The organism is Streptomyces sp. NBC_00557, assembly GCF_036345995.1.
In the GTDB taxonomy this organism is placed as follows: Bacteria; Actinomycetota; Actinomycetes; order Streptomycetales; family Streptomycetaceae; genus Streptomyces.
In genome coordinates this window covers 4,463,259-4,485,793 of record NZ_CP107796.1, presented here as the reverse complement: position 1 = coordinate 4,485,793, position 22,535 = coordinate 4,463,259, and the positions used below count along the sequence as shown (strand labels likewise).

Sequence of the window (22,535 nt, the reverse complement as noted above, 5' to 3'; positions counted from 1 at the left end):
ATGGGCACATGGCCGACCTCGAAGCCCTGCGCCTCCGCTTCGCCCGCGCGCTGGAAGCAGCCCGCGCGCCCGGTGGCGGCCCCGACCCGGCGCCGTACGCCGACAACCTGCTCACCCGCTGGCGGGAGCCGCAGCGTCGCTACCACACCGTGGAACACCTGACGGCGGTCCTGGACCACGTCGACGTCCTGGAGAAGTACGCCGCCGACCCGGACGTCGTACGCCTGGCCGCCTGGTTCCACGACGCCGTCTACCTTCCCGAGCGCTCCGAGAACGAGGAACGCTCGGCCCGGCTGGCCGAGCGCGCCCTGCCGGAAGCGGGTGTTCCCGAGGCGAAGACCGCGGAGGTGGCCCGCCTGGTCCGCCTCACCGTCACCCACGACCCGGCCGACGACGACCGTGACGGCCAGGTCCTGTGCGACGCCGACCTCGCCATCCTGGCCGCGCCCCCGTCGGCGTACGCCGTCTACACCGCCGAGGTCCGCGAGGAGTACCACTTCGTCCCGAACGACGCCTTCCGCGAGGGCCGCGCGGCGATCCTCCGCCAACTCCTCGCCCTCCCCCGCCTTTTCCACACCCCGTACGGCCGGGAGCACTGGGAGGCGACGGCGCGGTACAACCTCACCTCGGAGCTGGAGATGCTGTCGGCCTGAGAAACCCCGGCCCCCAGCCGGCTGTCAGCTCACCGGAACGGAATGGTGAGCCACGGGCTGCCGGGCGCGGACATCAGGAGCCGGTGCACTTCCAGCACGCCCGTGTACCACCCGCCGAACTCCTCCTCGTCGAAGTGCAGGCACCGCCCCAGGATGTAGGCGGCGGAGAAGTCCTGCCAGGACCGGTAGGAGCGTGCAGCGGCCCGGCCGGCCTCCAGGACGGCCGCCTCCGCCTCCGCGAGGTCGCAGTAACGGGAACCCAGACCCCACCGCGCCATGCCGGAGGCCCGTCCCAGGTTCCAGGCATACACGGAGGAGACGAACCCGTTCTCGTCCAGCAGCCCATCGGCCCGGAACCGCGCCTCGTAACGCGCGATCCTGCCGATGAGTTGCTGCACCCCGTTGACCCGCGCCTCGGTCTCGGGACCCGGGGTGGCAGGGGCGGTGGTGACTCCGTCCGGAGTGATGACCACCTCCCCCTCCGCCCGCCGGCGCAGCACACGGGCGGCGGCGTCGCGCCAGTACGCGGTGTCGACGTACCCGCCGAAGTCACGCGCGATGGTGCGACGCAGTTCGAGGGCGAACTCCCACACGGGGTTGACGCCGTCGGGGTCGAGGAGGGTGCGCTGCTGTTCCTGCCAGTCGGCGCGGCTGGTGACACCCCACGACTCCTTCAGCCGCTCGCGTTCCTGGAGGTAACCGTGACCGTGGAACGCCAAGGCGTTCCACGGACGCCCGCAACGTGCCAGCAGCAGAGCCCCGCAGGCCAGCCCGTGGGCGACGGCGCCCTGCAACGGTCCCCCGACCTGGAGCGTGCGCAGCCGCAGACCGCATCCCGGAACGCCGAGCCGCTCACCGTGCCGGCCCCAGACCCCGGAGTGCGGCGGTGCGGAGGGGAGGAAGGCCTCGCAGGGGCTGCCGGGGTTGACCACGATCCACGGCGGATCGGCGGGCGCCCACCCCCGCGCGAACCATCTGAGCGACCTCCGCTCGAACACGCGGTGCGGCTCGGGAACGGGCAGCATGCCCTCGGTGTAGACGGCCCAGATCCGCCCGCCGGCCACCCGGGGATCGTGCCCGAACACGGTATGAAGCTTGGTGGAATCGGCATCCGCCTTGTCGCGCCGTATCTCGAAGTAGAGATGGTGCCGAGCGAGCGTGTCGAAGTACGCAGCCCAGTCCTCACGCGCCTTGGCTTCCCACAACGCCTGCTCGATGTCCGTCGGAGGCGTCCAGGCAGGCGGGGCAGCAGGCCCGAATCCCACAGGCGGCGGACCGAACGACATGCCTTCCCCCGGTTCAATTGTCTGCAACTTGAAGCACGAGTCAGCGACCATGCTACGGCCACGACACCGCTCCCCCGACGCTGGATCCGGCAGCACCGGAGCGTCTGTCTCCGGAAGTGCCGCCGAGATATGCGATGCCCCAATCGACGTGTTCCGCCTTCGCTTCCCCGTTCTCGCAGGAAACGTCGGGTGCGGCGAGACAGTCGTGCGTGTTATCCGACGCGGTGCAGGCCTCTTGAGTGAACGCATCGAGCGGTGCCAGCTGGCGTGCAGCTGCGCTGAAAGGGTCGACCTCGGTCGGATGGGACCACGCCCGGTGTGTCGGCTCGAAGCTCTCTCTTCAGCACCACCACATTCAATCCAGAGCAAGCATCTTGTCGTTCATTCTCATCGCTGACCCCGACTTAACACTCAGGTGGCGAGTGAGGCGGAGAAGAGTCTCTCTTCGTGATCGAGAATGATGATCCTTCCCATTTCTTCTCGGGTATCAATGACCACCAAGTCATCCATGCTTGGGTACCAGAGGTCGTCGATCCGCTCAAGTGCATCCCGATAGGCGGTCCGCGCCGCTACATGGTCAGCGGGCCACGCGATAATCACTTCTTGTCCCACGTCTTCGATCGAGTCGCGAAAAGCGCCCTTCAGTTCATTCGCATCAAAGTCTGTCACATCGACTGAGCGATCTGCGTTTCGAGTGAGATCGGCAAGCCTTTCAAGCGAACCACCGAGCTCATGCAGAAACTGTTCGAAGGTTGCCGCATTCGCTTCGGTCCCTATTGAGCTCAAGATTTCACTTAGACGGGGAGGCATTTCCGGTTCCTTTCGCCCTCAGGATTCCTTATTTCCTTGGTTTAGTTACCTTCGATTATGTTGCCATTGTTGTCCTGCCATGGCGCCCATCCGATGTGCCGAGATCCAGGCGTTGACGGGTCCGCCGGGAACCAGTCGTGGCCGTACGTACCGCCCTTGCCCTTCTTGCCGGTGGACCAATCCCAATAATTTACGTGGCCATCGAGATTATCTATTCGCCACCCACGCTGCTTGTCGGGAGTTTGCTCACCGATCAAGGTTCCAGTGCCCTCTCCCGTCCTGGGGTTGTAGTCGTACATCTTAATTGAATCTGGACCCAAATCGCCGAGGCGTTCCCGTACGGCTGAGAGTGCCTTGTCGTACGTGGACCATGAGTAGTCGTAGCGTCCGATATCCGGTCTGCTGTATCCCCGAGAATCCCCCGGAACATCTCCGCCGGTCGGTAGTTTCTGTTTCCCGTCATCCGGATAGTCCGGCGCCAACCCAAGCGAATCGACCCATATATGAGGGTTGTCGACGTATGCCGCTGGGTTGGCTGCTGGTGCGAGGCCGAGCGGGTCTGGTGTGAGGTATCGGGCCGTTTCCGGGTCGTAATGGCGGAAGTAGTTGTAGTGGAGACCGGTTTCGGGGTCGTAGTACTGGCCTGGGAAGCGTAGGGGGGTGTACGTGGTGCTGTTCGCCGCCCATGCCGTTGTTCCCCAGAGGGTGCTTCGGGTGTGCCAGGCTATCTCGCCCTGTTCGTCTATGAGTTCGTTCGGGGTGCCGACCAGGTCGGTGACGATGACAAAGAAGCGGGAGTCGATCTCTTCTTGGGGTGCGTCGGCCGCGGTGATGCGTTCCGTTTGGGTCAGGGGGCGCAGGCCCTGGTGGTCCCAGGTGAGGGTGACCGGGTTGGGGAGGTCGGCAGAGGTGGTGGTCTGTTCGCAGAGGGTGGTGCCGTCCCAGGTGAAGTCGACCCGTTCCACGACCGTCTCGCCGTCGGCCGCCATGCGGAGTTTTGCGGTGCGGCGGCCGAGGGGGTCGTAGGTGTAGCGCCAGCGGGTGCCGTCCGGGGTCACGACCGAGGTCAGGCGGTCTTCTGCGTCCCATTCGTAGCGCCAGGTGTCCGGCTTGCGGGAGAGGCGGGTTTTCTGGCGGAGGGTGATGCGGCCGAGTGCGTCGTGTTCGTAGCGGACGTTGCCGGCTCGGGTGATGCGGGTGCCCACGTAGGAGCGGGGGCCCGTAGCCTCCTGGCCCGGGTGGTCCGACGGCCAGGACGCCTGGGTCTGGTTGCCTGCCTCGTCGTACGCGTAGCGCTCGGTCCAGTTCGCCGCGTGGACTGCCGTCACCCGGCCCGTTGCGTCGAGGTCGAAGCGGCGGGTGCCGGACAGGTGGTCGTTGATGCCGATCACGTTGCCGTCGGCCCGGTAGGTGTACGACCGGTGCTGGATCAGACCGCCCTCGGCCCCCGTCACCGACTGAGTCGTCAGGCGGCCCAGTGGGTCGAAGCTGTTCTCCAGGGTGATCGTTTCGGCTATGTGGCGGGTCAGTTCGCGGCCCGCCTCGTCGTAGGTGAAGTCGATCGGGCGGCCCGATGCCACCATGCCGGTACGGCGACCTGCCGCGTCGTAGGACCAGGTGGAGACCGCGCCGGTCGGGGTCGTGCGGCCCGTGCGGCGGCCCAGAGTGTCGTAGGTGTACGTCACCGTGCGGCCGCCCACCGTCTCCGAGACGAGACGGCCGTGGCGGTCGCGCAGCAGGGTCAGGGTCGTGCCGTCCGGGCCGACAGCCTGAGCCAGTTGGTCCGTGAAGTCGTACGCGTACGTCGTCACCTGGCCTGCCGAGTCCTTGCGGAGCACCTGGCCCAGTTCGTTGCGCTCGAAGGACGTGACCTGGCCGAGGGCGTTGCGGCGGGAGAGCAGGCGACCTGCGGCGTCGTACTCGTACCTCAGTGCGCGGTCGTCGAAGTCTGTCTCCGCCACCAGGCGGCCTGCAGCGTCGTACTCGTACCTCCAGGTCAGGCCCTGCGGGTTGGTGACCTTCGTCAGGCGGAGTTCCGCGTCGTGGGCGAACTCGTAGCGGACGCCGTCCGGGCCCGTGCGGGCGGTCAGCAGGTCGAAGTGGGTGTACTCGAAGCGGGTGACGCCGCCCAGAGCATCCGTGTGGGTGGTGCAGTTGCCCTCGCCGTCGTAGGTCCACGTCTCCGTCGTGCCGTCGGGAGCCGTGCGGCGGGTCAGGTGGCCCTCGAGCGTCCATTCCAGGCGGGTTGTCGCGCCGGTGGGGTCGGTGATCGTGGTCGGGCGGCCGAGGGCGTCTCGTTCGTAGCGGGTCACCGCGCCCAGGGGGTCGGTCACCTGCACGGGCAGGCCCGCGCGGTCGCAGAGCACCGTGGTCGTGTGGCCCAGCGGGTCCGTGATCGATGTCAGGTGTCCGGCCTCGTCGTACGTGAACCGGGTCGTCTGGCCGGCCAGGTCCGTCACCGAGGTGCGGTTGCCCCGCTCGTCGTACGTCTGGCGGATCACCGTGCCGTCGGGGTTGATCACCTTCACGGGCAGGCCGAGGTCGTTGTACTCCGCTCTCGCTTCGCGGCCGTCCGGGCGGACCAGGCGGGTGAGGTTGCCCGCCTCGTCGTACTCGAAGGTGGTCGTGTGGCCCAGCGGGTTCGTCGTGGAGGTCAGGCGGTGGTGGCGGTCGCGGACGTAGCGGGTCGTCGCCCCGAGGGCGTCCGTCTCCGCGACCACCTGCCAGGTGTCGTTGACCAGGTAGCGGCGGGTGTGGCCCTCGCCGGTCGTGGCCGTCGTGGTGCGCAGGCCTGTCGTGGGGTCCGGGCCCTCGTAGGTCAGGCGCAGGGTCATGTGGCCGGCCGAGCCGCCCTCGGCGATACAGCGGTCCTGCTCGTCGTACTCGTAGCTGTAGCTGCGGTCGTTCGTGTCCGTCCAGGACGTGACGCGGCCACGGTCGTCGTAGGTGAAACGCAGGGGCAGGCCGGAGGAGTTGAAGACCTCGGTGAGGTTGCCGTCCGTGTAGGCGAAGCGTTTCAGTTCCTCGCCCGTTTCGGCCAGGTGGTACGCCGTGATGCGGCCCGCGTCCGTGGTGATGCGGACGCCCTGACCGGAGCCGGCGAACACGCCCACCGGGGTGCCCTCGGCGTCGTACTCGAACGAGATCCAGTTGCCGTTGCGGTCGTCTATCTGTTCCAGGACGGCCAGGCTGTCGCCTCGGTCGGCGAAGTGCCGAACCCGGCCGGTGTGCGGGTCGGTGATGGTGTAGCCGCCGTCCACCCGGTCCAGGGGCAGGCGCGGGCCGTGGCTCGCCACCGTGGGCACGCCAGGCGCCGGGTGCGGGTACGACAGCAGGAGGCCGTCCTCCGTGACGTAGACGACTCCCTCAGCATCGATCTCCAGACGCTGGTCCAGGGTGGAGGACCAGGACGGGCCGAACCAGCGGCCCAGACGGTAGCCGGACTCCACGCGGCGGGTGAGGAGCAGGGGCAGGGCGCCGGGCAGGGTGACGTCCGTCTGCGGCAGGTACATCTTGCCCGTGGCGAGGTTGATCGGATCGGTGCCGCCGTTCTCCGTGCTGTTCTCGTCGTGCGAATGCTGCGGTGGGTCCTCGTTCACCGTCTCCCGGGGGGCCTTCCCGGCCGCGCTCTCCGCGCCTTCCGCGCCTTTCACCCCGTCTTCGGCGACGCGGGCCCCGTCGACCGCGACCTCTTCCGCGCCGGCTTCCGGGATGAGGAACTGGGGGGCGAGTTCGCCGCCGACTCCGCCGGGGTCCTTGAGGAAGGAGTTCCACAGTTTGTCGCCGGTCTCGGTCGGGTGGGTGAGCAGGTGGACCGCGCCGCCCAGCAACTCGACCTTCGACTGGAGGGCTTCGTAGGGGTGGGTGAGGGCGTAGGGGTCGAGGGGGTTGGCGTTGCGCAGCAGGTTGTTCAGGTCGCCGACCCCGCGGACGAAGCCGCCGAAGAACCGCATGTCCTCCGTCTTGGCGGCATCCAGCACATCAGCGCCGTCCAGCTTCAGCTGGTTCAGCGCCGACGGCTCGTGCGGGGCGTGTTCCAGAGCGGCCTTGACCCGCTCGGCGGCCTCCGCGGCGAGCTGGTTGCGCTGGCGCCGGGCGGCGGCCAGGATCTGCTCGGCCGCGTGCCTGGCCGCATCCCCCGGATCCTGCTCCGGCGGCTTGGGGCCAGGGTTCTTGCTGCCTTGGTCCACCGCGTCGGTGTAGGCCTGCACCTGCTTGTGGTGGGCCTCGGAGGCGGCAGTACCCTCGCGGTACTTCGCCACCGCCTCGCGTGCCTGGCCCTGCGCCCACTCCACCGTGTGCGCGAAGTTCTCCAGCGCCGAGGCGGCCTGACCGCACGCATCGGCGGCCTGACGCCACTTGACCTGATGGGCGGCGAACTTCCTGCGGAAGGTATCGGCCGCCTCACCCCGGAAACCGGAGGAGTCCAGCTTCTGCATGCCTGCGGCCACGGCGCCGAAGGCCGCGGCGAAGTTCTTCAGATGCCCCGCCGTCTCGCGCAGCTTCGACGCATCACCGTGGATGAGCTCCTTCGGGTCATCGGTCTCGCCGAGCTGCTGCTCGTCCACGTGCGCGCCCAGCCTGGAGGCGACGTTGTCGCCCCAGTCATCGACCTTGTCCGCCGTCCCGTGCGCACCGACGAAGTCCAGCGCGTCACCCAGGCCGTGAGCGCCTTCGTCGAGGAGGTGGCCGGTCTCCCGCTTCGCATCGTCGTAGCCCGACTTGAGGGAACCCACCACGTGGTTGAACTTGCTGGTGAACGACATCACTGACCACCAGCCACATCACGCACCACCGACGAGAGCGGGTCGCCCGGCACGCCCTCGCTCGTCTCCACGTCGTGCAGCATGCCCGAGCCGGTCTTCTTCACCGACCGCACCAGGTTCTCGCGGTCCTTCTCGCCGTACCCCGTCGTCTGGCCCGCGTGGTTGATCTGGTCCCAGCTCTCCTTGGCCACCTGGTCGTTGGAGGCGAAGGGGTCACCGACGACGGAGTTGTAGGCGACCTTCATCGAACCCTTCACGTACTCGTCCGTCTGATGGAAGGTACCGGCCGCCAGCCCCATCCCCTCCGCCAGCGCGTTGCCCTCCTCCACCAGCGAACGCACCCCCCACTGCCAGCGCTCACAGAATTCGTGCAGCACCGCACCGAGATGGTCGTCCCCGGCGTCCTTGCCGTCCATCTCCAACCCGGTGAAGCCCCGCCCCGCGCCGGCCCAGCCCTTCATCGCACCCAGAGCATCCAGCTCACTCAGAGCCTTGTTGATGCCCTGGGCCATCAAGGCCAGCCCCTGCACCCGCAGGTCCGGCTGCGCGCCCCCGCCCGGCGTCGTCACGACCCTCCCCCTTCCGTCCCCAACTCAGCATCCCTGTGCGGCCAGTCCACGGCGACCGCCTCCGGCACGATCCCCGCCACCGGCGGCAGCACCAGCCCCCGCTGACCGTCACCCGCGTCCACCAGCACCCCGCACGGCAACCCGGTCGCACCGGCCACCGCGGGCACACCGGCGTCCAGCACCGCCGCACCCCACACCATCCGGTACCGCCAGGACCGGTCACCCTCCCCCCGCGCCCTCGCATACCGAGCCAGCGCGGCCTCGTGGGTGAACGCCAGCAGCCACCGCACGCCGTGCATCTCCACCGTCAGGGCCGCGCCGTTGTCCCCGTACGGGACGAGAACGCGACGACGCCGGAACGCGCCCAGCACGGCGGCGAACTCACGCCGCCGCCTGCGAGCGACCTCGTCCGTTTCCGAAAGGGCACCCGAGGCGGCGGCCGGGGCATCGGCGGGAGCAAAGGAAAGTGAATGCTCCGGCAAAGACTGGGTGTTCGGGTCGCTCGGTGCGGGCGCCTGCGTGTCCTCGTGCCCCGCCATGTCCGCGTACTCCGCCAGCCGTGACCTGCGTATATCACCGGCCCGGCCGGCATCACCCCCGTGTTCTGCCATGCGTCGGATCATCACATTCGGGTGTTGTCGAGAGCAACGCGGCAGGGCTTCCGGCCCACGGGTTGGCGGGAACCCGACCCTCGCCCACCGACCGCGTCAGGCCTCGGACGTAATGCTGTCGACCCCACACACCCCCGCCCCCTAGGGTTCGCCCCATGCGACCGATAAACGGGGACGATGTGACCGAGGCCGTGGCGGGTGCCACGGCGGTGCTGCGGGCGGCGGTGGGCCGGGACTGGAAGGCCGTACCGGCGGGGACGCTGGAGTGGGACTGCCACACCACCGCGGTGCATGTCGCCGACGACCTCATCGCCTACGCCGCCAACCTGGCCGGACGCGCGCAGGACGCCTACGTGCCCTTCGAGCTGACCCTCGACGAGGACACCGACAACGCCGGCCTGCTGCACGTCATCGAGACCACCGGCGCGCTGCTCGCCGCCGCCGTCCGCACCGCGCCGCCCGGCGCCCGCGGCTTCCACCCCTACCCGTTCCGCAGCGCCGACGCCGAGGGCTTCGCGGCGATGGGCATCGCCGAGGTGCTGCTGCACACACACGACATGGCGCTGGGCCTGGGTCTGTCCTACGAACCGCCCGCCGAACTCGTCCAATCCCTCCTTGCCTGCCTCTTCCCCCACGTCCAGCCGGGTCCGGCCCCCTGGCCGACCCTGCTGTGGGCCACCGGCCGCGGCGAGCTGCCCGGCCGCGCCCGGGTCACAGAGTGGCGCTGGAACAACAACCTCGTCATCCCCGCCGAGCGCGTCACCCTGACCGGCGTCCGCCCGGCCGCCGCGCGGGACCTGCGCCTCGGCGGCGACGGCGGCTTCGGCTGGCTCGACGGCGGCCCGTACGAGGGCACCCGGGAGGCCGCCGGGATGCTGGTGAAGGCGTACGAAGCGGGCGTGCACCGGCCCGAGTTCGGGGTCTTCGTGCTCGTCCGGCACGAGGACGGGCGCGCGATCGGCGGCATCGGCTTCCACGGCGTCCCGGATGAGGAGGGTCGCGTGGAGATCGGGTACGACCTGGTCGAGGGCGCCCGCGGCCAGGGCTACGCCACCGAGGCCCTGCGCGCGCTCGCGGACTGGGCGCTGGCCCGCGACGACGTCAGCTCCCTGTTCGCGACCGTCGACCGGGACAACACCGCCTCCCAGGCGGTGGTCGGCCGGGCCGGGTTCACACGGGTCAGCGACGAGGGCGAGCAGTTCGCCTACGAACTCCGCCGCTGAGCCGCCCCCTTGCGCCTGCGCAGTCCCGACTCCCGCAGCAGCCGCACCACTTCGCGGCTGCTGACCTCCACGGCGCCGGCCGCGACCGCGTCGGCGTACCGGTGGGACGGCAGGTCGTAGTGGTCGCGTTCGAAGGCGCGCCTCGGCACGCCCAGCGTCTCGGCGAAGGTGTGCAGTTCGTCGTAGGACGTGTCGCTGACCAGGTGCGACCACATACGGCCGTGACCGGGCCAGGCGGGCGGGTCGATGTAGAGGGTCACGGGCGCCTCACCGCGTCACGAGGACGCCGTGCCGCCCGTGGCGGAGCCCAGCGAGCCGACGGCCGCGACCTTCACGCCCGCCTTGTGGCACACCCAGTGCGGGTCGGGGCCCAGTTCGGGCTCCACGTCCAGCGCGTGCGGGTCGCCGGAGACGCACACCGGGCACAGCGGCCAGCGGCCGTACCGCTCCAGCAGCGCGTCCTGGACGTCCTGGGCGACCAGTCCGGCGACGTAGCCCATGCCGTCCGGCCACTGCTCGAGCCACCAGCGGCGCTGGGCCACGGAGTCCTCCACCAGGGAGACCACGTCCGCCTCCGCCACCTCGCGCGCGACCAGGTCCGCGAGGACGAGGGCGCGGGCCGCGTGCAACGCCTGCTCCAGAGGACTCAAGGGACTGATGGGCTCCATACAAGCCATTGTGCGCGCTCTTGACCGGGACGCCGAACCGAAAATATCTTTCATACGTGACCCAGGACCTGAAGGAAATTTTCGGCAGTCCGGGCGGCTCCCTCGCCGCGAAGGTGCGCACCCTGGCCCCGTCCATGACCCGGTCCATGCAGCGCGTCGCCGAGGCGGTCGCGAGCGACCCGGCCGGCTGCGCGGCCCTCACGGTCACCGGCCTCGCCGAGCTCACCGGCACCAGCGAGGCCACGGTCGTCCGCACCGCCCGGCTGCTCGGCTACCCCGGTTACCGCGACCTGCGCCTGGCGCTCGCGGGCCTCGCCGCACAGCAGCAGTCCGGCCGGGCGCCGGCGATCACTACCGACATCGCGGTGGACGACCCCATCGCCGACGTCGTCACCAAACTCGCCTACGAGGAGCAGCAGACCCTCGCCGACACGGCCGCCGGACTGGACACCGTCCAGCTCGGCGCGGCCGTCGCCGCGCTGGCCGCCGCCCGGCGCACCGACGTGTACGGCATAGGAGCCTCCGGGCTCGTCGCCCAGGACCTCACCCAGAAACTGCTCCGCATAGGCCTCATAGCCCACGCCCACAGCGATCCGCATCTCGCCGTGACCAACGCGGTGCAGCTCCGTTCGGGTGACGTGGCGATCGCCATCACCCACTCCGGCTCGACGGGGGACGTCATCGAGCCGCTGCGGGTCGCCTTCGAGCACGGGGCCACCACCGTGGCCATCACCGGCCGGCCGGACTCGCCGGTCACCCAGTACGCCGACCACGTACTGACCACGTCCACCTCACGGGAGAGCGAGCTGCGACCGGCCGCGATGTCCTCGCGGACCAGTCAACTGCTCGTGGTGGACTGCCTGTTCGTGGGAGTGGCGCAGCGCACGTACGAATCGGCCGCGCCTGCTCTGGCCGCGTCGTACGAGGCGCTGGCCCATCGGCACCGTACTTCTTCGCGATAGACCGCAGGGCCGACTGCCTGTGGGCGTCTGCGGGTCGTGTACGGCTGGTTCCCCGAGCCGCGGTTTCCGCCCGGCCCGGGGACACGCCCGGCGCGGCGGTGCCGCGCATGGACACAGCCCCGCGCCCCCAGGGAGGCCACCCGCCCGAACCTGATTGCCACCGGAGAAAGCCGCCCCCCTCATGAACTCGCCCGACCTGCACACCGAACTGGCCTCCCTGACCACCGAGGCCTTCCGTCCCGAGCTGGCCGACATCGACCGTCTGCCCACCCTCGACATCGCCCGCCTGATGAACGGCGAGGACGCCGCCGTGCCCGCCGCCGTCGCGGCGCAGCTTCCCCGGATCGCCGCCGCCATCGACGCCGTGGCCGAACGCATGGAGCGCGGCGGGCGGCTGATCTACGCCGGCGCGGGCACCGCGGGCCGGCTCGGCGTGCTGGACGCCTCGGAGTGCCCGCCCACCTTCAACACCGATCCCGCGCAGGTCGTCGGCCTGATCGCGGGCGGGCCCGAGGCGATGGTCACCTCCGTGGAGGGCGCCGAGGACTCGGAGGAGCTGGCCCGGCGGGACCTGGACGCGCTGCGGCTCACCCCGGACGACACCGTCGTCGGCATCTCCGCCTCCGGCCGCACCCCCTACGCGGTCGGCGCCGTCCGGCACGCCCGTGCGCTGGGCGCGCTGACCATCGGCCTGGCCTGCAACGAGCACAGCGCGCTCGCGGCCGCCGCCGAGCACGGCATCGAGGTGGTGGTCGGTCCCGAGCTGATCACCGGCTCCACCCGGCTGAAGGCGGGCACGGCGCAGAAGCTGGTGCTCAACATGCTGTCGACGATCACGATGATCCGGCTGGGCAAGACCTACGGGAACCTGATGGTCGACGTCCGCGCCTCGAACGACAAACTCCGGGCCCGCTCCCGGCGCATCGTGTCCCTCGCCACGGGTGCGTCCGACGACGAGATCGAGAAGGCCCTCACCGAGTCGGGCGGCGAGGTCAAGAACGCGATCCTCTCCCTCCTCACCGGCGTCGACGCCCCGACAGCCGCGCGCCTCCTTCAGGAGTCCAACGGCCACCTGCGCGCGGCCCTGGAAGAGGCGAGCGGCTGAGCCGGACGCCGGGACACGGGGAGACCGCCGCGACGGCCGTGGTGGGGACGGCGGTGCGGCGCGCCACCGCCGCACGGCTCGATGACACGGCACCGCCCGGCCGACCGCACCGAACGACCACCCCGGCGACTGCCCCCGGCCCACCGCACCGAACGGCCGCCCCCGGTGGCTGCCCCGGCTGCCCGTGGCGCGTGGCCGTCCCCGCGGCCCGTGGCGCGTGGCCGTACCGGCGTGACGCGGGGCGGTGACCGGTCGTTCCCCCGGCATGACGAAGATGAAGAAGCTCCTGGCGACCGCTGCCCTGACGGCCGGTTCCGCCGCCGCCCTCGCCGCGCCCGCACACGCCGGCGGCCTCACCGCTCCCGTGCACCCCGGCACCCTCGCTGCCCGGGGGCACAACGGCGCCCAGGGTCACTGGACCGCCGCCGGCACCGCCGTCTGCGCCGGCGATCTGCTCGTGGTGCCGGTGGTCAAGTCCGTCGCCCCGCTGCCCCTCGGCAAGCCCGCGCCCGCCTGCCCCGCGGACAGCCTGATCCACGGCCGCCACCGCTGAGCCCTCACGGCCGCCGCCGGTGACAGAGCGTCGTAGTCCCCTGCACGCCCGCCAGGGCGGTCCCCGGCTGGCCTACCCTTGAGACTCCCGGTCAGGCCCGGCCCGTCGTCACCGGGCGTCGGGGGGTTACCGGACGTCGAGGAACTCGAGGACTGCGCGGACTGATATGAATCACGGCCAGCTCGCCGCTCTGGGAAGGGCGCTTCGGGTGCTCGGGGAGCACGGGGAGGCGTTGGGTGCCGACACCCCGGATGCGCGGCTGCATGAGATCAAGGCGGATCTGCGGCGGGCGCTCGATCTGCTGGACGAGAGTGTCGCCGGCGGCGCGCCCGCCACCCGGTGCCCGGAGCATCCGCAGGGCCCCGTGGACGAGAGCGCGCCCGACCTGTGTCTGCTGTGCGAGACGCGGCGGCGGGCCGCCCGGCGGTCGGAGTTCCAGGGCCGGCCGGGCGCCGCCGGGCCCGCCCCCGCCGCGCCCTCGCGGTACGGCGTGCGCGGCGACCGGCCGCAGCCGCAGCAGCGCTGGCTGCCGGAGGCGTGGAACGGGCGCGAGTGGCAGCTGTGCGGGACGCCGAGGAGGGACCGGCGGGAGGCCGAGGCCTATCTCGCCGCGCAGCGGCGTTCGTCGCGGCCCGCCATGGCGTACCGGCTCGTGCACGAGTTCACCGACTACGAGGTGCTGCGGGTGTGGGGCACGCCCGTGCACGTCGACATCGAGCCCATGGGCAACCTGTAGGACCCGTCAAGGCCGAGCCAGGTCCCGTCACGCCGGCAGCGGCAGGGGCGGGAAGCCGTGCCCCTCCCAGATGCGTCTGCTGCGCTCCTCCGGGTACGGCGCCACGGACGGCTCGGCGTCGAGGATCTGCACCAGGCGGGTGTGCGGGTCGTGGGCCGGCCAGCCGGGGGCGCCCGTACGGGCGAAGGCCGTCCACGCGTCGCGCATGAAGACGGACAGTCGCTCCGCCTCCGGTGTGGGCCTGCCGCCGGGAAAGAGCAGGCCGCCCAGGTCCGCGCCGTACGTGCCGAAGAGCAGCGGGATGTCCAGGCCGTGGCAGGCGCCCATCAGGCCGCCGCTCTCGGGGGCCCGCCAGGTCAGTTCGCAGACGTGGGCCCGGCCGCCGCCGGTGTGCTGGGCCTCGGCGAGCCGCAGGCTCGGTATCGCGAACAGCCAGTCGGTCTGGACGCGTTCGAAGAGCTGCTCGGCGGAGGCTTCGGGGTAGGCCGCGCGGTAGGCCTTCTCACCGGCCTCGCCGCCCGGGGCGTACAGCCGCAGGGTCGCCGCCGCCAGGTCGTCCGTGATCCTGCCGTAGCGGCCCGACATGATGTGGAACAGGCGGTACTCGTCGCGGTTGTGGCCGACGAGGAGGTCCACCTCGCGTGCCGCGCCCGCCGCCAGCGCCTCCCAGGGGGTGGTGGGGAGGATCTCGCCGTCGACGACCGGGGCGAACGGCACGGTGGTCGGGGCGACCTGGCCCCAGCGGTCGGTGTACTGGGCCATCTTGGCGCCGAGCGCCGCGCCCGCCTCGGTGAGGCGCTGGGGCTCGACCGCCGCCAGATCGGCGGCCGTGGGGCCGCGGCCCGCCTCGGTGGCCAGTGCCGCGGCCAGGTCGCGGGCCAGCTCGGCGGAGAAGAACGTGCCGGGCACGGACTGGGCCACCGCGCGCCGGAACAGGCCCCGCGCTCTCGGCATCGCCAGCAGGGAGGCGATGGAGCCCGCGCCCGCCGACTCGCCGAAGACCGTGACCTGGGCCGGGTCGCCGCCGAAGGCCGTGATGTTCTCCTGGACCCACTCCAGGGCCGCCATCTGGTCCAGCAGGCCGCGGTTGGCCGGGGCGCCGTCCCAGTGGGCGAAACCCTCCATCCCCACCCGGTAGTTGAAGGTGACGACCACCACGTCGCCCTCGTGGACGAGGTGCCGCGGGTCGTAGCCGGGCTGGCCGCCGTGGCCCAGTTTGAAGGCGCCGCCGTAGATCCACACCATCACCGGGCGGGCGGCGGACGGGTCGGGGTCGGGCGTCCACACGTTGACCGTGAGCCAGTCGTCCGCCTGCGGGGCGGGGAGCTGGGCCGTGCGCCCCAGGAAGCCGGTCTCCTGCGGGGGCGGCGGGCCGAACGCGTACGCCTCGCGCACGCCGTCCCAGGGGCGGGGCGGGCGCGGGGCCTGGAAGCGGGCCGCGCCGACCGGCGGAGCGGCGAACGGGATGCCCCGGAACACCGACAACCCCCGCTCCCGCAGGCCGCGCACCGCGCCGGAGGCGGTGCGCACCACGGGGCCGGGGCCGTCGGCGTCCGGGACGCCGCTTCGGGGGGCGCCGCTCTCCGGGGACGGGGACTCGCTCGTCGTCATGCTCGCTCCTCGGTCCTCACTGGTCGTCAGAAGAACGCCCGGCGGCGATCACGAGTGCCCGTCGGAGAGCACCGGAAAGAAGGAGTTTCAGCTGAGCGTCTTCACGGAAGCCGCGTCGTACGGCTTCAGCTCCTCGAAGCGGTCGGCGAGCACCTTGGCCGCCCACTCGGGGTCCTGGAGCAGCGCGCGGCCGACGGCGACCATGTCGAACTCCTCGGCCTCCAGGCGGTCCAGGAGGTTGTCGATGCCCTTGACCGGGGAGCCCTCGCCCTGGAAGGCGTTGATGAAGTCGCCGTCGAGGCCGACCGAGCCGACGGTGATGGTCTGCTTGCCGGTGAGCTTCTTCGTCCAGCCGGCCAGGTTCAGGTCCGAGCCGTCGAACTCCGGCAGCCAGTAACGGCGCGTGGAGGCGTGGAAGACGTCGACGCCGGCCGCGGCCAGCGGGGTGAGGATCGCCTCCAGCTCCTCCGGGGTCTCGGCGAGCCGGGCGGTGTAGTCCTGCTGCTTCCACTGCGAGTAGCGGAAGATGACCGGGAACTCCGGGGAGACCCGCTCGCGGACCGCCGCGACGATCTCCGCGGCGAACCTGGTGCGGGCCACCGGGTCGCCGCCGTAGGCGTCGGCGCGGCGGTTGGTGCCCTCCCACAGGAACTGGTCGACCAGGTAGCCGTGGGCGCCGTGGATCTCCACGCCGTCGAAGCCGATGCGCTCGGCGTCGGCGGCCGCCTGGGCGAACGCGGCGACGACGTCGTCGATGTCCTTCTGCGTCATGGCCTTGCCGGTGGGCTCGGCGCCCGCGGTCACGAGACCGGACGGGCCCATCGCGGGCGCCTCGGGGAACGGCGGCTTGCCCTCCCTGCGGACCATGCCGATGTGCCACAGCTGGGGCACGATCGTGCCGCCCGCCTCGTGCACGGCCTCGGCCACCTTCGCCCAGCCCGCCAGCTGCTCCTCGCCGTGGAACCGCGGCACCCGGTCACTCTCGCCGGCCGAGGGGTGCCCCACGTACGTGCCCTCGGTGACGATCAGGCCGACACCGGCGGCGGCACGGCGGGCGTAGTACGACAGCACGTCCTCGCCCGGGACGCCGCCCGGGGAGAACATACGGGTCATCGGCGCCATCGCGATGCGGTTCGGCACGGTCAGGCCGTTCAGCGTGATCGGACGGGACAGGATCTGGGCCGCGCGTGAGGCGGACGTGGTGACGGTCACGTGGGGGCTCCTGGTGAATGACTCGACTGACCGAATGGTATGTGTGCGCGCATTGTTGCAGCTTCTGAAGTAACCGCCTATGCGCCGGGCCACATTCCCGCCCCCGCCGAGCCCTCAGGTGACGCCGCTCACACTGGCCCGGTTCAACTGCCGCACCCGCTCCCGCAGCACCGCCTCCGGCGGCGCGGGCTCCACCGACTCCGGCGGACAGTCCCACTCCCGCCCGCCGCCGAGGGGCCGCAACTGCACCCGGCCGCCCACGCGCCCCATCACCTCACCGACCCGCCCGCTGCGCGCGTCGACGGCATACTCGCACGCACGGTTCAGAGCGGCCGCCAGCCGGGAGGCCACACCGATGTTGCAGCGCCCCAGGTCGACCAGGGCGTACGGATCCTCTCCCGGGACGCTCAACGGGTCGACCCGGAGGGAGGGCAGGACGACGCCGACCCGGCACAGGGCCGCGCGCAGCCGCTCGACGGCTTCCTCGGCCGTGCGGGCGGGCCTGTCGTCGGCGTTCGTTTCCTTCACTTCCATTGCGCCATTTCCTCCACGCTGAGTGTTCCCTTTCGCCACACAGCGTGGCCGTCGACGCCCTAACCTGGCCAGATACAGCGTCCCAACAACGTTGTCCGTAGGACGAGGAGTTGCCATGCCGGGACCGAAGGACCTCGACCCGTCCTCATCACCACGCGCCCTGCTGGGCGCGGAGTTACGGCACGCCCGCGAGCGGAACGGCCTGAGCCAGGAGCAGCTGGGGCAACGGCTGTTCGTCAGCGGGTCGTTCATCGGGCAACTGGAGGCGGGGACGCGGCGGATCCAGCCGGACCTCGCGCGGATGCTGGATGACGTCCTGGGTACGGACGGGTTCTTCAGGCGGAACTGCAAGGCGGCGGCCAAGTCCAAGTTCCACGAGGACTTCGTGGAGGCGGCGGAGGCCGAGGCTCAAGCCACGGCGATCAGGCAGTACACCCCGCTTCTGATCCCCGGACTGCTCCAGACACGCGGGTACGCACGGGCCGTGAACCGCGCCTACGACCCGATGACGCCCGAGGAGACCGTCGAGGAGTGGGTGCAGGGCCGAATGGAGCGGACCCGTCTGCTCGACCACCCAACAAAGCCGGTGTTGTGGACGGTGCTTGACGAGGCCGCGTTGCGTCGGGCGGTCGGGGACCGGGCGGTGATGACGGAGGCCCTGCGGCACGTCTCCGCACTGATGCGCCGACGCCGGGCCATCGTGCAGGTGCTGCCCTTCAGCGCGGGAGCGCACCCGGCGATGGAGGGCGCCCTGAAGCTCATGGAGTTCGAGGACGCCCCTCCCCTGGTCTACTTCGAGGGAGTGCGCACCGGTCGGCTGGAGGACGACCCGGCCACGGTCGCCCGGCTGAGGTTGGTGTTCGACCTCCTCGTGGCCTCCGCGCTGTCACCAGAGAAGTCCCTGGCTCTGGTCGAGGCGTTGGCGGAGGATTACGCCCATGAGGAACATCCCTGAGTACGACCTGAGCACGGCCGAATGGCACAAGTCGAGCTACAGCGGGGGCGGCGGCAACGACTGCCTGGAAGTCACCCACGACCTTCCCGCCCTCGTCCCCGTCCGCGACTCCAAGAACCCCCACGGCCCGAAGCTCGTGTTCCGGCCCTCGGCCTGGTCCGCGTTCGTCGATCACCTCAAGCGTCCCCAGAGTTGAGTCGCCGTCTGTTCCGTGAACTCCGTCGGTGACGGAGACGTCGGCAGCTGGGCAGGCACCGTCGTGTCCTTCTTCTCGCCCGGCTTGTCGGCGAAGAGGGCGACGGTCAGGGTGAGCCGGTCGTCGTAGGCGACGGTCCACACCGTGCGGCGGGTGATGCCGCCGCCCGCTCCCGCCGTGAACAGGTTCGCCGGAGGGCCGCCGGACGGGGTGGTCCGGACGCCGCCCGGGACCGGCGCGGCCGCAGCGCGGGCCGCCTTCTCGGGCAGGACCCGGTGGCGGTCGGGGTGCGCGGAGTAGACGGTACGGCCGTCGCGGGTGATGCGGGCGACGGTGTACGGCTCGGCGTACATGCCGTCGGCCGCGACCGCCGCGTACGCCGACGTGAGCTTCAGCGGTGTGGGCGCGGCCGTCTTCTGGAACCCGGCGAGCGGCGCCCCGAACGGCCGATCCGCCAGCGGCGTCATGGCCTCACCCGCCTCCACCGCCCCGCTCACCGCGTCGTTGAAGGGTTGCCGGGCGTAGTCCGACCCGCCGTACAGCACCCGCACCGCACCGTCGCCGGGCTCGATGCCGACGACCGCGGTGTGCAGCCGCACACCGCCCTTGGCGGACTTCAGGCCCTTGACCTGTTCCGCGGTGGAGTCCTGCAGGGGGAGGTCGAAGGTGGTGCGCACGGTGTAGCCGCCGCGCGCCAGCTGGTCCTCGCTGATGCCGAGCCGGTGGGCGGCCTCTTTCGCCGCGACGTCGATCAGGTACTGCCGCTGTCCGTCGGTCGCTCCGGGCGGATAGAACCGGAACGCCGGGAAGCGGGCCTCGGCCCGCTGTTTCGCCGTGATGCTCCCGCTCCCCGCCATCGCGTCCAGCACCCACTCCCAGCGGCGTTGGAGCGTCGCCGTGACCTTCGGGTCCGAGCCGGCCTTCTCGTAGTAGGAAGGCAGGTTGATGATGGCGGCCAGGGCGGCGCCCTGGGAGACCGTGAGATCCTTGGTGTCGACGTCGAAGTAGTTGCGCGCGGCCGACTGGATGCCGGCGGCGCCCCGGCCGAAGTACACGGTGTTGAGGTAGCCCTCCAGGATCTCGTCCTTGGAGCGCGTACGGTCCAGCTTGAGCGCGATCAGCGCCTCGCGCGCCTTGCGTGACAGGGTCTGCTCGGGGCTGAGCAGCGCGTTCTTGACGTACTGCTGGGTGATGGTGGAGCCGCCCTGCCGCTCGCCGCCGGTCAGCGCCGCCCCGACGGCACGGACGAGGGCCTTCGGGGAGACGCCGGAGTCGGTCCGGAAGGAACGGTTCTCCGCGGCGATCACCGCGTCCTGGACGTACCGGGGAACCTGCGACAGCGGCACTTCCTGACGGTCCACCGGGCCCCGGCGGCCCAGGTAGGCGCCCTTCCCGTCGAGGAAGACGGTGCTCTGGACGACCGTGTCCGGGTGCGGCTCGGGAATGACGGTGAGCTTGTACGCGACGACGACCGCGCCGACCAGCAGGGCGAGCAGGAGCAGGAAGGCGGCCAGCAGCCGGCGGGCGATACGGCCCCGGTTGCGGCGCAGCCGGACGCGGAGCGGGACGCGTCGCGAACTCGCGGACCTGCGCGCCGCTTTGAACGCCCGCTCGGGCCCCGCCTTCTGGCCCTCCTCCCCGGGCTTCTCCCTGGGCTCCTCCTTGAGCTCCGGGGTCATGCCCACCACCCCCCGCTCCGCAGCCGTGCCACGACGGTGCCCGCGGCGTCGTACACCCTGACGCCCTCGCCGCCCTCACCGCCCCCGGCGCTCCGGGCCTTCTCCATGCCCTCGACGACGAGCGTCTTGGTGTCCTGGGCGGACAGTGCCGTGGTCGCGTACCAGACGCCCCAGCCGGGGCTGCCGGCCAGGGTGAGCACCTTGGCCGGGACCTCGCCGTGGGCGGTGCTCAGCTCGACACGTCCCGGGTCACCGGAGACGCCGTAGTACAGGCCGGACAGGAAGTACCCGCCCTTCACCGGCGCCGCCTGCAGGGACACCCCCGGCTCGTGGCGCGGGTAGGCGTCCAACGCGCGGAACTGGTCGGCCTGTTCCGGCGTCGAGCAGTGGCTGCCGTCCGCGGTCAGCCACATCTCCACGCCGGGCGCCGCCTGCACCCGCTCCCCGGGCGCCACGATCCGTATGGAACCCACCGCCCGGACGGCCACCGCGCCGGAGGAGCCGTCCGGGCCGCTCCCGGCTACCCGGACGGCGGCGAGGAAGCCCCCGGCCGCCAGCACCGCCGCACAGGTTCCGGCGACCACCGCGGCCCGGCGCCGCCGCCACGCCCGTCCGCGCGCGGTCACCTCGTCCAGCGGGAGCGGGCCGGGAGTCACGTCACCGGCCACGGTGGCGTAGGCCTCGCGCAGCCGCCGTTCGTCGCCTCCGGCCGCCTTCGTCCCACGCTTGGCGAGGTGGCGCACGGCGCCCTTGGAGACGCCGAGCAACTGACCGATCTGCGCGTCCGGCAGCCCCTCCCCGTACCGCAGCACCAGCACGGCCCGTTGCCGTGCGGAGCGCCGCACGAGCGGCCACGGACGCCGCAGCCAGCTGCGCACGAGGTGACGCCGTACGTGGAAGTCGATGTCGTTGCGCGGAACGCGGCGCCAGCGCGCGTACGTCCGTATGAGCGTCCTTCTGGCCAGTTCGTCCGCCTCGGGCAGGTTCTCGGTGAGCAACATCGCGGTGACGAGAAGCCGGGGCCAGCAGGTGCGCGCGTAGGCGGCGAAGTCGTCATGGATCCGGGCACCCGTCCGCATCGTCTTCTCCTTGGGTCACGTGTGTTTCGATGTACGCCGCTCACGCGGCCCACGCGACCTGTACGCACGGGCGGGACGGGCGGGTTGCACGGGAGACGGAAACCCAGGAAGACGCGGCACGGCTCAGCAAGACGCGGCATGACGCGGCAAGACTCCGGCGGAGGGCATGACCGAGGACGAGTTCGACGCTTTCTACGCGGCGGCCTTTCCCCGCCTGACCGGGCAGTTGTATGCCTTCACCGGGGACCACGGCGAGGCCCAGGACGTGGTGCAGGAGGCGTTCGTACGCGCCTGGGACCGGCGCAAGTCGTTCCTGGCCGACAGCGCCCCCGAGGCCTGGATCCGCACGGTCGCGGTACGGCTGGCGGTCAGCCGCTGGCGGCGCGCCAGGCGCTGGCTGGAGCTGATGCGCCGGCACACGCCGCCCGAGTCGGTTCCCGGCCCGGGGCCCGAACACACCGCACTGGTGGCCGCGTTGCGCCAATTGCCCCAGGCGCAGCGGTTGGCGATCGTCCTGCACCATCTGTGCGACCTGAGCGTCGAGCAGGTAGCCTCCGAGACCGGCGCGCCCGTGGGCACGGTCAAGGCCCGGCTGTCGCGGGGCCGGGCGGCACTGGCGAAGCAGCTGGGCACGGACGAGGCCGATGAGCCGGTACGGAAGGAGGGCGGCCGTGTCGGACGAGCTCACCACGGATGAACTGACCGCCGTGCTCCGCGGGCTGGCGACGGCGCACGAGACGCACCCGTCCGTCGCCGCCCCCGAGATCCGGCGCCGGGCCGTTCGCCGGGGACGCCGCCGTCGCACGGCCCTCGCCCTCGGCGCGGGCGCCGCGGCCCTCGCCCTGGCGGCGTTCGCGCTGACGCTGGGCTCGGGCGACGCCCCGGCCCGTCGTCAGGCCCCGGCGGCCACCGCTCCCCGGCCACCGGCGTCCCCCACCCCTCTCACGACCCCGGTCACCGGCGTCGTCGACTTCGAGAAGCGGGCCCTGACCGTCGACGGCCGGGTCATGCCCATCACCTCGGGCTTCCCGACCCGCGCCTCCGCCCGCCTGCTGACCGTCGCCGCGAAACTCGACCTCACGCGGGACACCGTCGACGCACTCGCCAGGTCCGCCTGCAAGGTGGCCGAACCGTACGTGGTCGAACTCCGCGGCACCGACGGGTCCAGCCTCTACGCCGGCTCACTGAGCTGCGCCCCCCGGACCGGCACCTGGATCGGCCTCGACGCGAAGAACGCCGTATGGCTCTACAACAGGCTGAAGCCGGGCGACACGCTGTCGGTGGCGGTCACGCCGAGCGCCTAGCCCCGGCACACGCCCGAGGGCGG

At 71.4% G+C, this 22,535-nt stretch carries 22 protein-coding genes; 10 read left to right on the top strand and 12 right to left on the bottom strand.

The features are described from left to right. Window positions 1-8 precede the first annotated feature (8 nt). Window positions 9-653: an HD domain-containing protein gene (locus OG956_RS19365; RefSeq protein WP_330339224.1), complete on the top strand. Its 645-nt coding sequence runs from the start codon at window positions 9-11 to the stop codon at window positions 651-653. Window positions 654-682: 29 nt separating this feature from the next. Here OG956_RS19365 and OG956_RS19360 read toward each other — a convergent pair whose 3' ends face one another. The 5 genes from OG956_RS19360 to OG956_RS19340 form a co-directional block, all read right to left on the bottom strand. Then, window positions 683-1,858, bottom strand: coding sequence for a DUF1266 domain-containing protein (locus tag OG956_RS19360; RefSeq protein ID WP_330339223.1), 1,176 nt, complete (start codon window positions 1,856-1,858; stop codon window positions 683-685). A 492-nt stretch (window positions 1,859-2,350) separates the two neighbouring features. Then, complete coding sequence (locus OG956_RS19355; protein ID WP_330339222.1) at window positions 2,351-2,749, bottom strand: hypothetical protein; 399 nt, start codon at window positions 2,747-2,749, stop codon at window positions 2,351-2,353. Between the two features lie 41 nt (window positions 2,750-2,790). Then, a complete protein-coding gene (locus tag OG956_RS19350) occupies window positions 2,791-7,515 on the bottom strand; it encodes a putative T7SS-secreted protein (RefSeq protein ID WP_330339221.1) in 4,725 nt (1,574 codons plus the stop codon). Beyond that, window positions 7,515-8,084 carry a hypothetical protein gene (locus OG956_RS19345; RefSeq protein ID WP_330339220.1) on the bottom strand — a complete coding sequence of 190 codons (570 nt, stop codon included), beginning with the start codon at window positions 8,082-8,084 and terminating at the stop codon, window positions 7,515-7,517. Before OG956_RS19345 ends, OG956_RS19350 begins: the two co-directional genes overlap by 1 nt. Continuing rightward, entirely contained in the window at window positions 8,081-8,695 is a 615-nt protein-coding gene (locus OG956_RS19340; RefSeq protein ID WP_330339219.1) for a hypothetical protein, read from the bottom strand. The genes OG956_RS19345 and OG956_RS19340 overlap by 4 nt, the downstream gene beginning before the upstream one ends. Window positions 8,696-8,850: 155 nt before the next feature. Here OG956_RS19340 and OG956_RS19335 point away from each other — a divergent pair, with 155 nt between their 5' ends. Beyond that, on the top strand, window positions 8,851-9,918 hold the full coding sequence (locus OG956_RS19335; RefSeq protein ID WP_330339218.1) for a GNAT family N-acetyltransferase: 1,068 nt from the start codon (window positions 8,851-8,853) through the stop codon (window positions 9,916-9,918). On the opposite strand, the gene OG956_RS19330 is transcribed toward OG956_RS19335, so the two are convergent. Further along, the gene (locus tag OG956_RS19330) at window positions 9,900-10,178 is read right to left on the bottom strand and encodes a DUF4031 domain-containing protein (protein ID WP_330339217.1); all 279 of its coding nucleotides are present in this window, start codon (window positions 10,176-10,178) and stop codon (window positions 9,900-9,902) included. The genes OG956_RS19335 and OG956_RS19330 overlap by 19 nt on opposite strands. Window positions 10,179-10,193: 15 nt before the next feature. After that, window positions 10,194-10,577 carry a hypothetical protein gene (locus OG956_RS19325; protein WP_330342887.1) on the bottom strand — a complete coding sequence of 128 codons (384 nt, stop codon included), beginning with the start codon at window positions 10,575-10,577 and terminating at the stop codon, window positions 10,194-10,196. A gap of 65 nt (window positions 10,578-10,642) precedes the next feature. On the opposite strand from OG956_RS19325, the gene OG956_RS19320 reads away from it, so the two are divergent. The 4 genes from OG956_RS19320 (at window position 10,643) to OG956_RS19305 (ending at window position 13,942) form a co-directional block, all read left to right on the top strand. Next, window positions 10,643-11,548, top strand: a complete 906-nt coding sequence (locus OG956_RS19320; protein ID WP_330339216.1) for a MurR/RpiR family transcriptional regulator — start codon at window positions 10,643-10,645, stop codon at window positions 11,546-11,548. 181 nt (window positions 11,549-11,729) lie between these two features. After that, window positions 11,730-12,653 (top strand): N-acetylmuramic acid 6-phosphate etherase, encoded by a 924-nt coding sequence (gene murQ, locus OG956_RS19315; protein ID WP_330339215.1) that lies wholly within the window; start codon window positions 11,730-11,732, stop codon window positions 12,651-12,653. 274 nt (window positions 12,654-12,927) lie between these two features. Continuing rightward, window positions 12,928-13,206, top strand: a complete 279-nt coding sequence (locus OG956_RS19310) for a hypothetical protein (RefSeq protein ID WP_330339214.1) — start codon at window positions 12,928-12,930, stop codon at window positions 13,204-13,206. Between the two features lie 166 nt (window positions 13,207-13,372). Beyond that, the gene (locus OG956_RS19305; RefSeq protein ID WP_330339213.1) at window positions 13,373-13,942 is read left to right on the top strand and encodes a hypothetical protein; all 570 of its coding nucleotides are present in this window, start codon (window positions 13,373-13,375) and stop codon (window positions 13,940-13,942) included. A 27-nt stretch (window positions 13,943-13,969) separates the two neighbouring features. Here OG956_RS19305 and OG956_RS19300 read toward each other — a convergent pair whose 3' ends face one another. The 3 genes from OG956_RS19300 to OG956_RS19290 form a co-directional block, all read right to left on the bottom strand. Next, on the bottom strand, window positions 13,970-15,553 hold the full coding sequence (locus OG956_RS19300; RefSeq protein WP_330339212.1) for a carboxylesterase/lipase family protein: 1,584 nt from the start codon (window positions 15,551-15,553) through the stop codon (window positions 13,970-13,972). Between the two features lie 87 nt (window positions 15,554-15,640). Continuing rightward, window positions 15,641-16,765 (bottom strand): NADH:flavin oxidoreductase, encoded by a 1,125-nt coding sequence (locus OG956_RS19295; RefSeq protein WP_330339211.1) that lies wholly within the window; start codon window positions 16,763-16,765, stop codon window positions 15,641-15,643. A gap of 114 nt (window positions 16,766-16,879) precedes the next feature. Beyond that, window positions 16,880-17,299, bottom strand: coding sequence for a hypothetical protein (locus OG956_RS19290; protein ID WP_330339210.1), 420 nt, complete (start codon window positions 17,297-17,299; stop codon window positions 16,880-16,882). Between the two features lie 115 nt (window positions 17,300-17,414). Between OG956_RS19290 and OG956_RS19285 the strand changes: the two genes are divergently transcribed. Together OG956_RS19285 and OG956_RS19280 are read left to right on the top strand one after the other, a co-directional pair. Further along, window positions 17,415-18,254 carry a helix-turn-helix domain-containing protein gene (locus OG956_RS19285; RefSeq protein ID WP_330339209.1) on the top strand — a complete coding sequence of 280 codons (840 nt, stop codon included), beginning with the start codon at window positions 17,415-17,417 and terminating at the stop codon, window positions 18,252-18,254. Then, complete coding sequence (locus OG956_RS19280; RefSeq protein ID WP_330339208.1) at window positions 18,238-18,450, top strand: DUF397 domain-containing protein; 213 nt, start codon at window positions 18,238-18,240, stop codon at window positions 18,448-18,450. Before OG956_RS19285 ends, OG956_RS19280 begins: the two co-directional genes overlap by 17 nt. Here OG956_RS19280 and OG956_RS19275 read toward each other — a convergent pair. Continuing rightward, the gene (locus tag OG956_RS19275; protein WP_330339207.1) at window positions 18,426-20,129 is read right to left on the bottom strand and encodes a transglycosylase domain-containing protein; all 1,704 of its coding nucleotides are present in this window, start codon (window positions 20,127-20,129) and stop codon (window positions 18,426-18,428) included. The genes OG956_RS19280 and OG956_RS19275 overlap by 25 nt on opposite strands. Further along, the gene (locus OG956_RS19270) at window positions 20,126-21,208 is read right to left on the bottom strand and encodes a sigma factor-like helix-turn-helix DNA-binding protein (RefSeq protein ID WP_330339206.1); all 1,083 of its coding nucleotides are present in this window, start codon (window positions 21,206-21,208) and stop codon (window positions 20,126-20,128) included. Before OG956_RS19270 ends, OG956_RS19275 begins: the two co-directional genes overlap by 4 nt. Window positions 21,209-21,374: 166 nt before the next feature. Here OG956_RS19270 and OG956_RS19265 point away from each other — a divergent pair, with 166 nt between their 5' ends. After that, on the top strand, window positions 21,375-21,905 hold the full coding sequence (locus OG956_RS19265) for a SigE family RNA polymerase sigma factor (protein ID WP_330339205.1): 531 nt from the start codon (window positions 21,375-21,377) through the stop codon (window positions 21,903-21,905). After that, window positions 21,880-22,512 carry a hypothetical protein gene (locus tag OG956_RS19260; protein WP_330339204.1) on the top strand — a complete coding sequence of 211 codons (633 nt, stop codon included), beginning with the start codon at window positions 21,880-21,882 and terminating at the stop codon, window positions 22,510-22,512. Before OG956_RS19265 ends, OG956_RS19260 begins: the two co-directional genes overlap by 26 nt. The last annotated feature ends 23 nt before the right edge of the window (window positions 22,513-22,535 follow it).

Bases quoted from the DNA above. Each gene is read 5' to 3' on its own strand.
- OG956_RS19275 (WP_330339207.1), bottom strand. From the start codon at position 20,129: ATGACCCCGGAGCTCAAGGAGGAGCCCAGGGAGAAGCCCGGGGAGGAG.
- OG956_RS19340 (WP_330339219.1), bottom strand. From the start codon at position 8,695: ATGGCAGAACACGGGGGTGATGCCGGCCGGGCCGGTGATATACGCAGG.
- OG956_RS19305 (WP_330339213.1), top strand. From the start codon at position 13,373: ATGAATCACGGCCAGCTCGCCGCTCTGGGAAGGGCGCTTCGGGTGCTC.
- OG956_RS19270 (WP_330339206.1), bottom strand. From the start codon at position 21,208: ATGCGGACGGGTGCCCGGATCCATGACGACTTCGCCGCCTACGCGCGC.
- OG956_RS19355 (WP_330339222.1), bottom strand. From the start codon at position 2,749: ATGCCTCCCCGTCTAAGTGAAATCTTGAGCTCAATAGGGACCGAAGCG.
- OG956_RS19350 (WP_330339221.1), bottom strand. From the start codon at position 7,515: ATGTCGTTCACCAGCAAGTTCAACCACGTGGTGGGTTCCCTCAAGTCG.
- OG956_RS19335 (WP_330339218.1), top strand. From the start codon at position 8,851: ATGCGACCGATAAACGGGGACGATGTGACCGAGGCCGTGGCGGGTGCC.
- OG956_RS19365 (WP_330339224.1), top strand. From the start codon at position 9: ATGGCCGACCTCGAAGCCCTGCGCCTCCGCTTCGCCCGCGCGCTGGAA.
- OG956_RS19290 (WP_330339210.1), bottom strand. From the start codon at position 17,299: ATGGAAGTGAAGGAAACGAACGCCGACGACAGGCCCGCCCGCACGGCC.
- OG956_RS19285 (WP_330339209.1), top strand. From the start codon at position 17,415: ATGCCGGGACCGAAGGACCTCGACCCGTCCTCATCACCACGCGCCCTG.
- OG956_RS19265 (WP_330339205.1), top strand. From the start codon at position 21,375: ATGACCGAGGACGAGTTCGACGCTTTCTACGCGGCGGCCTTTCCCCGC.
- OG956_RS19300 (WP_330339212.1), bottom strand. From the start codon at position 15,553: ATGACGACGAGCGAGTCCCCGTCCCCGGAGAGCGGCGCCCCCCGAAGC.
- murQ (WP_330339215.1), top strand. From the start codon at position 11,730: ATGAACTCGCCCGACCTGCACACCGAACTGGCCTCCCTGACCACCGAG.
- OG956_RS19280 (WP_330339208.1), top strand. From the start codon at position 18,238: ATGAGGAACATCCCTGAGTACGACCTGAGCACGGCCGAATGGCACAAG.
- OG956_RS19310 (WP_330339214.1), top strand. From the start codon at position 12,928: ATGAAGAAGCTCCTGGCGACCGCTGCCCTGACGGCCGGTTCCGCCGCC.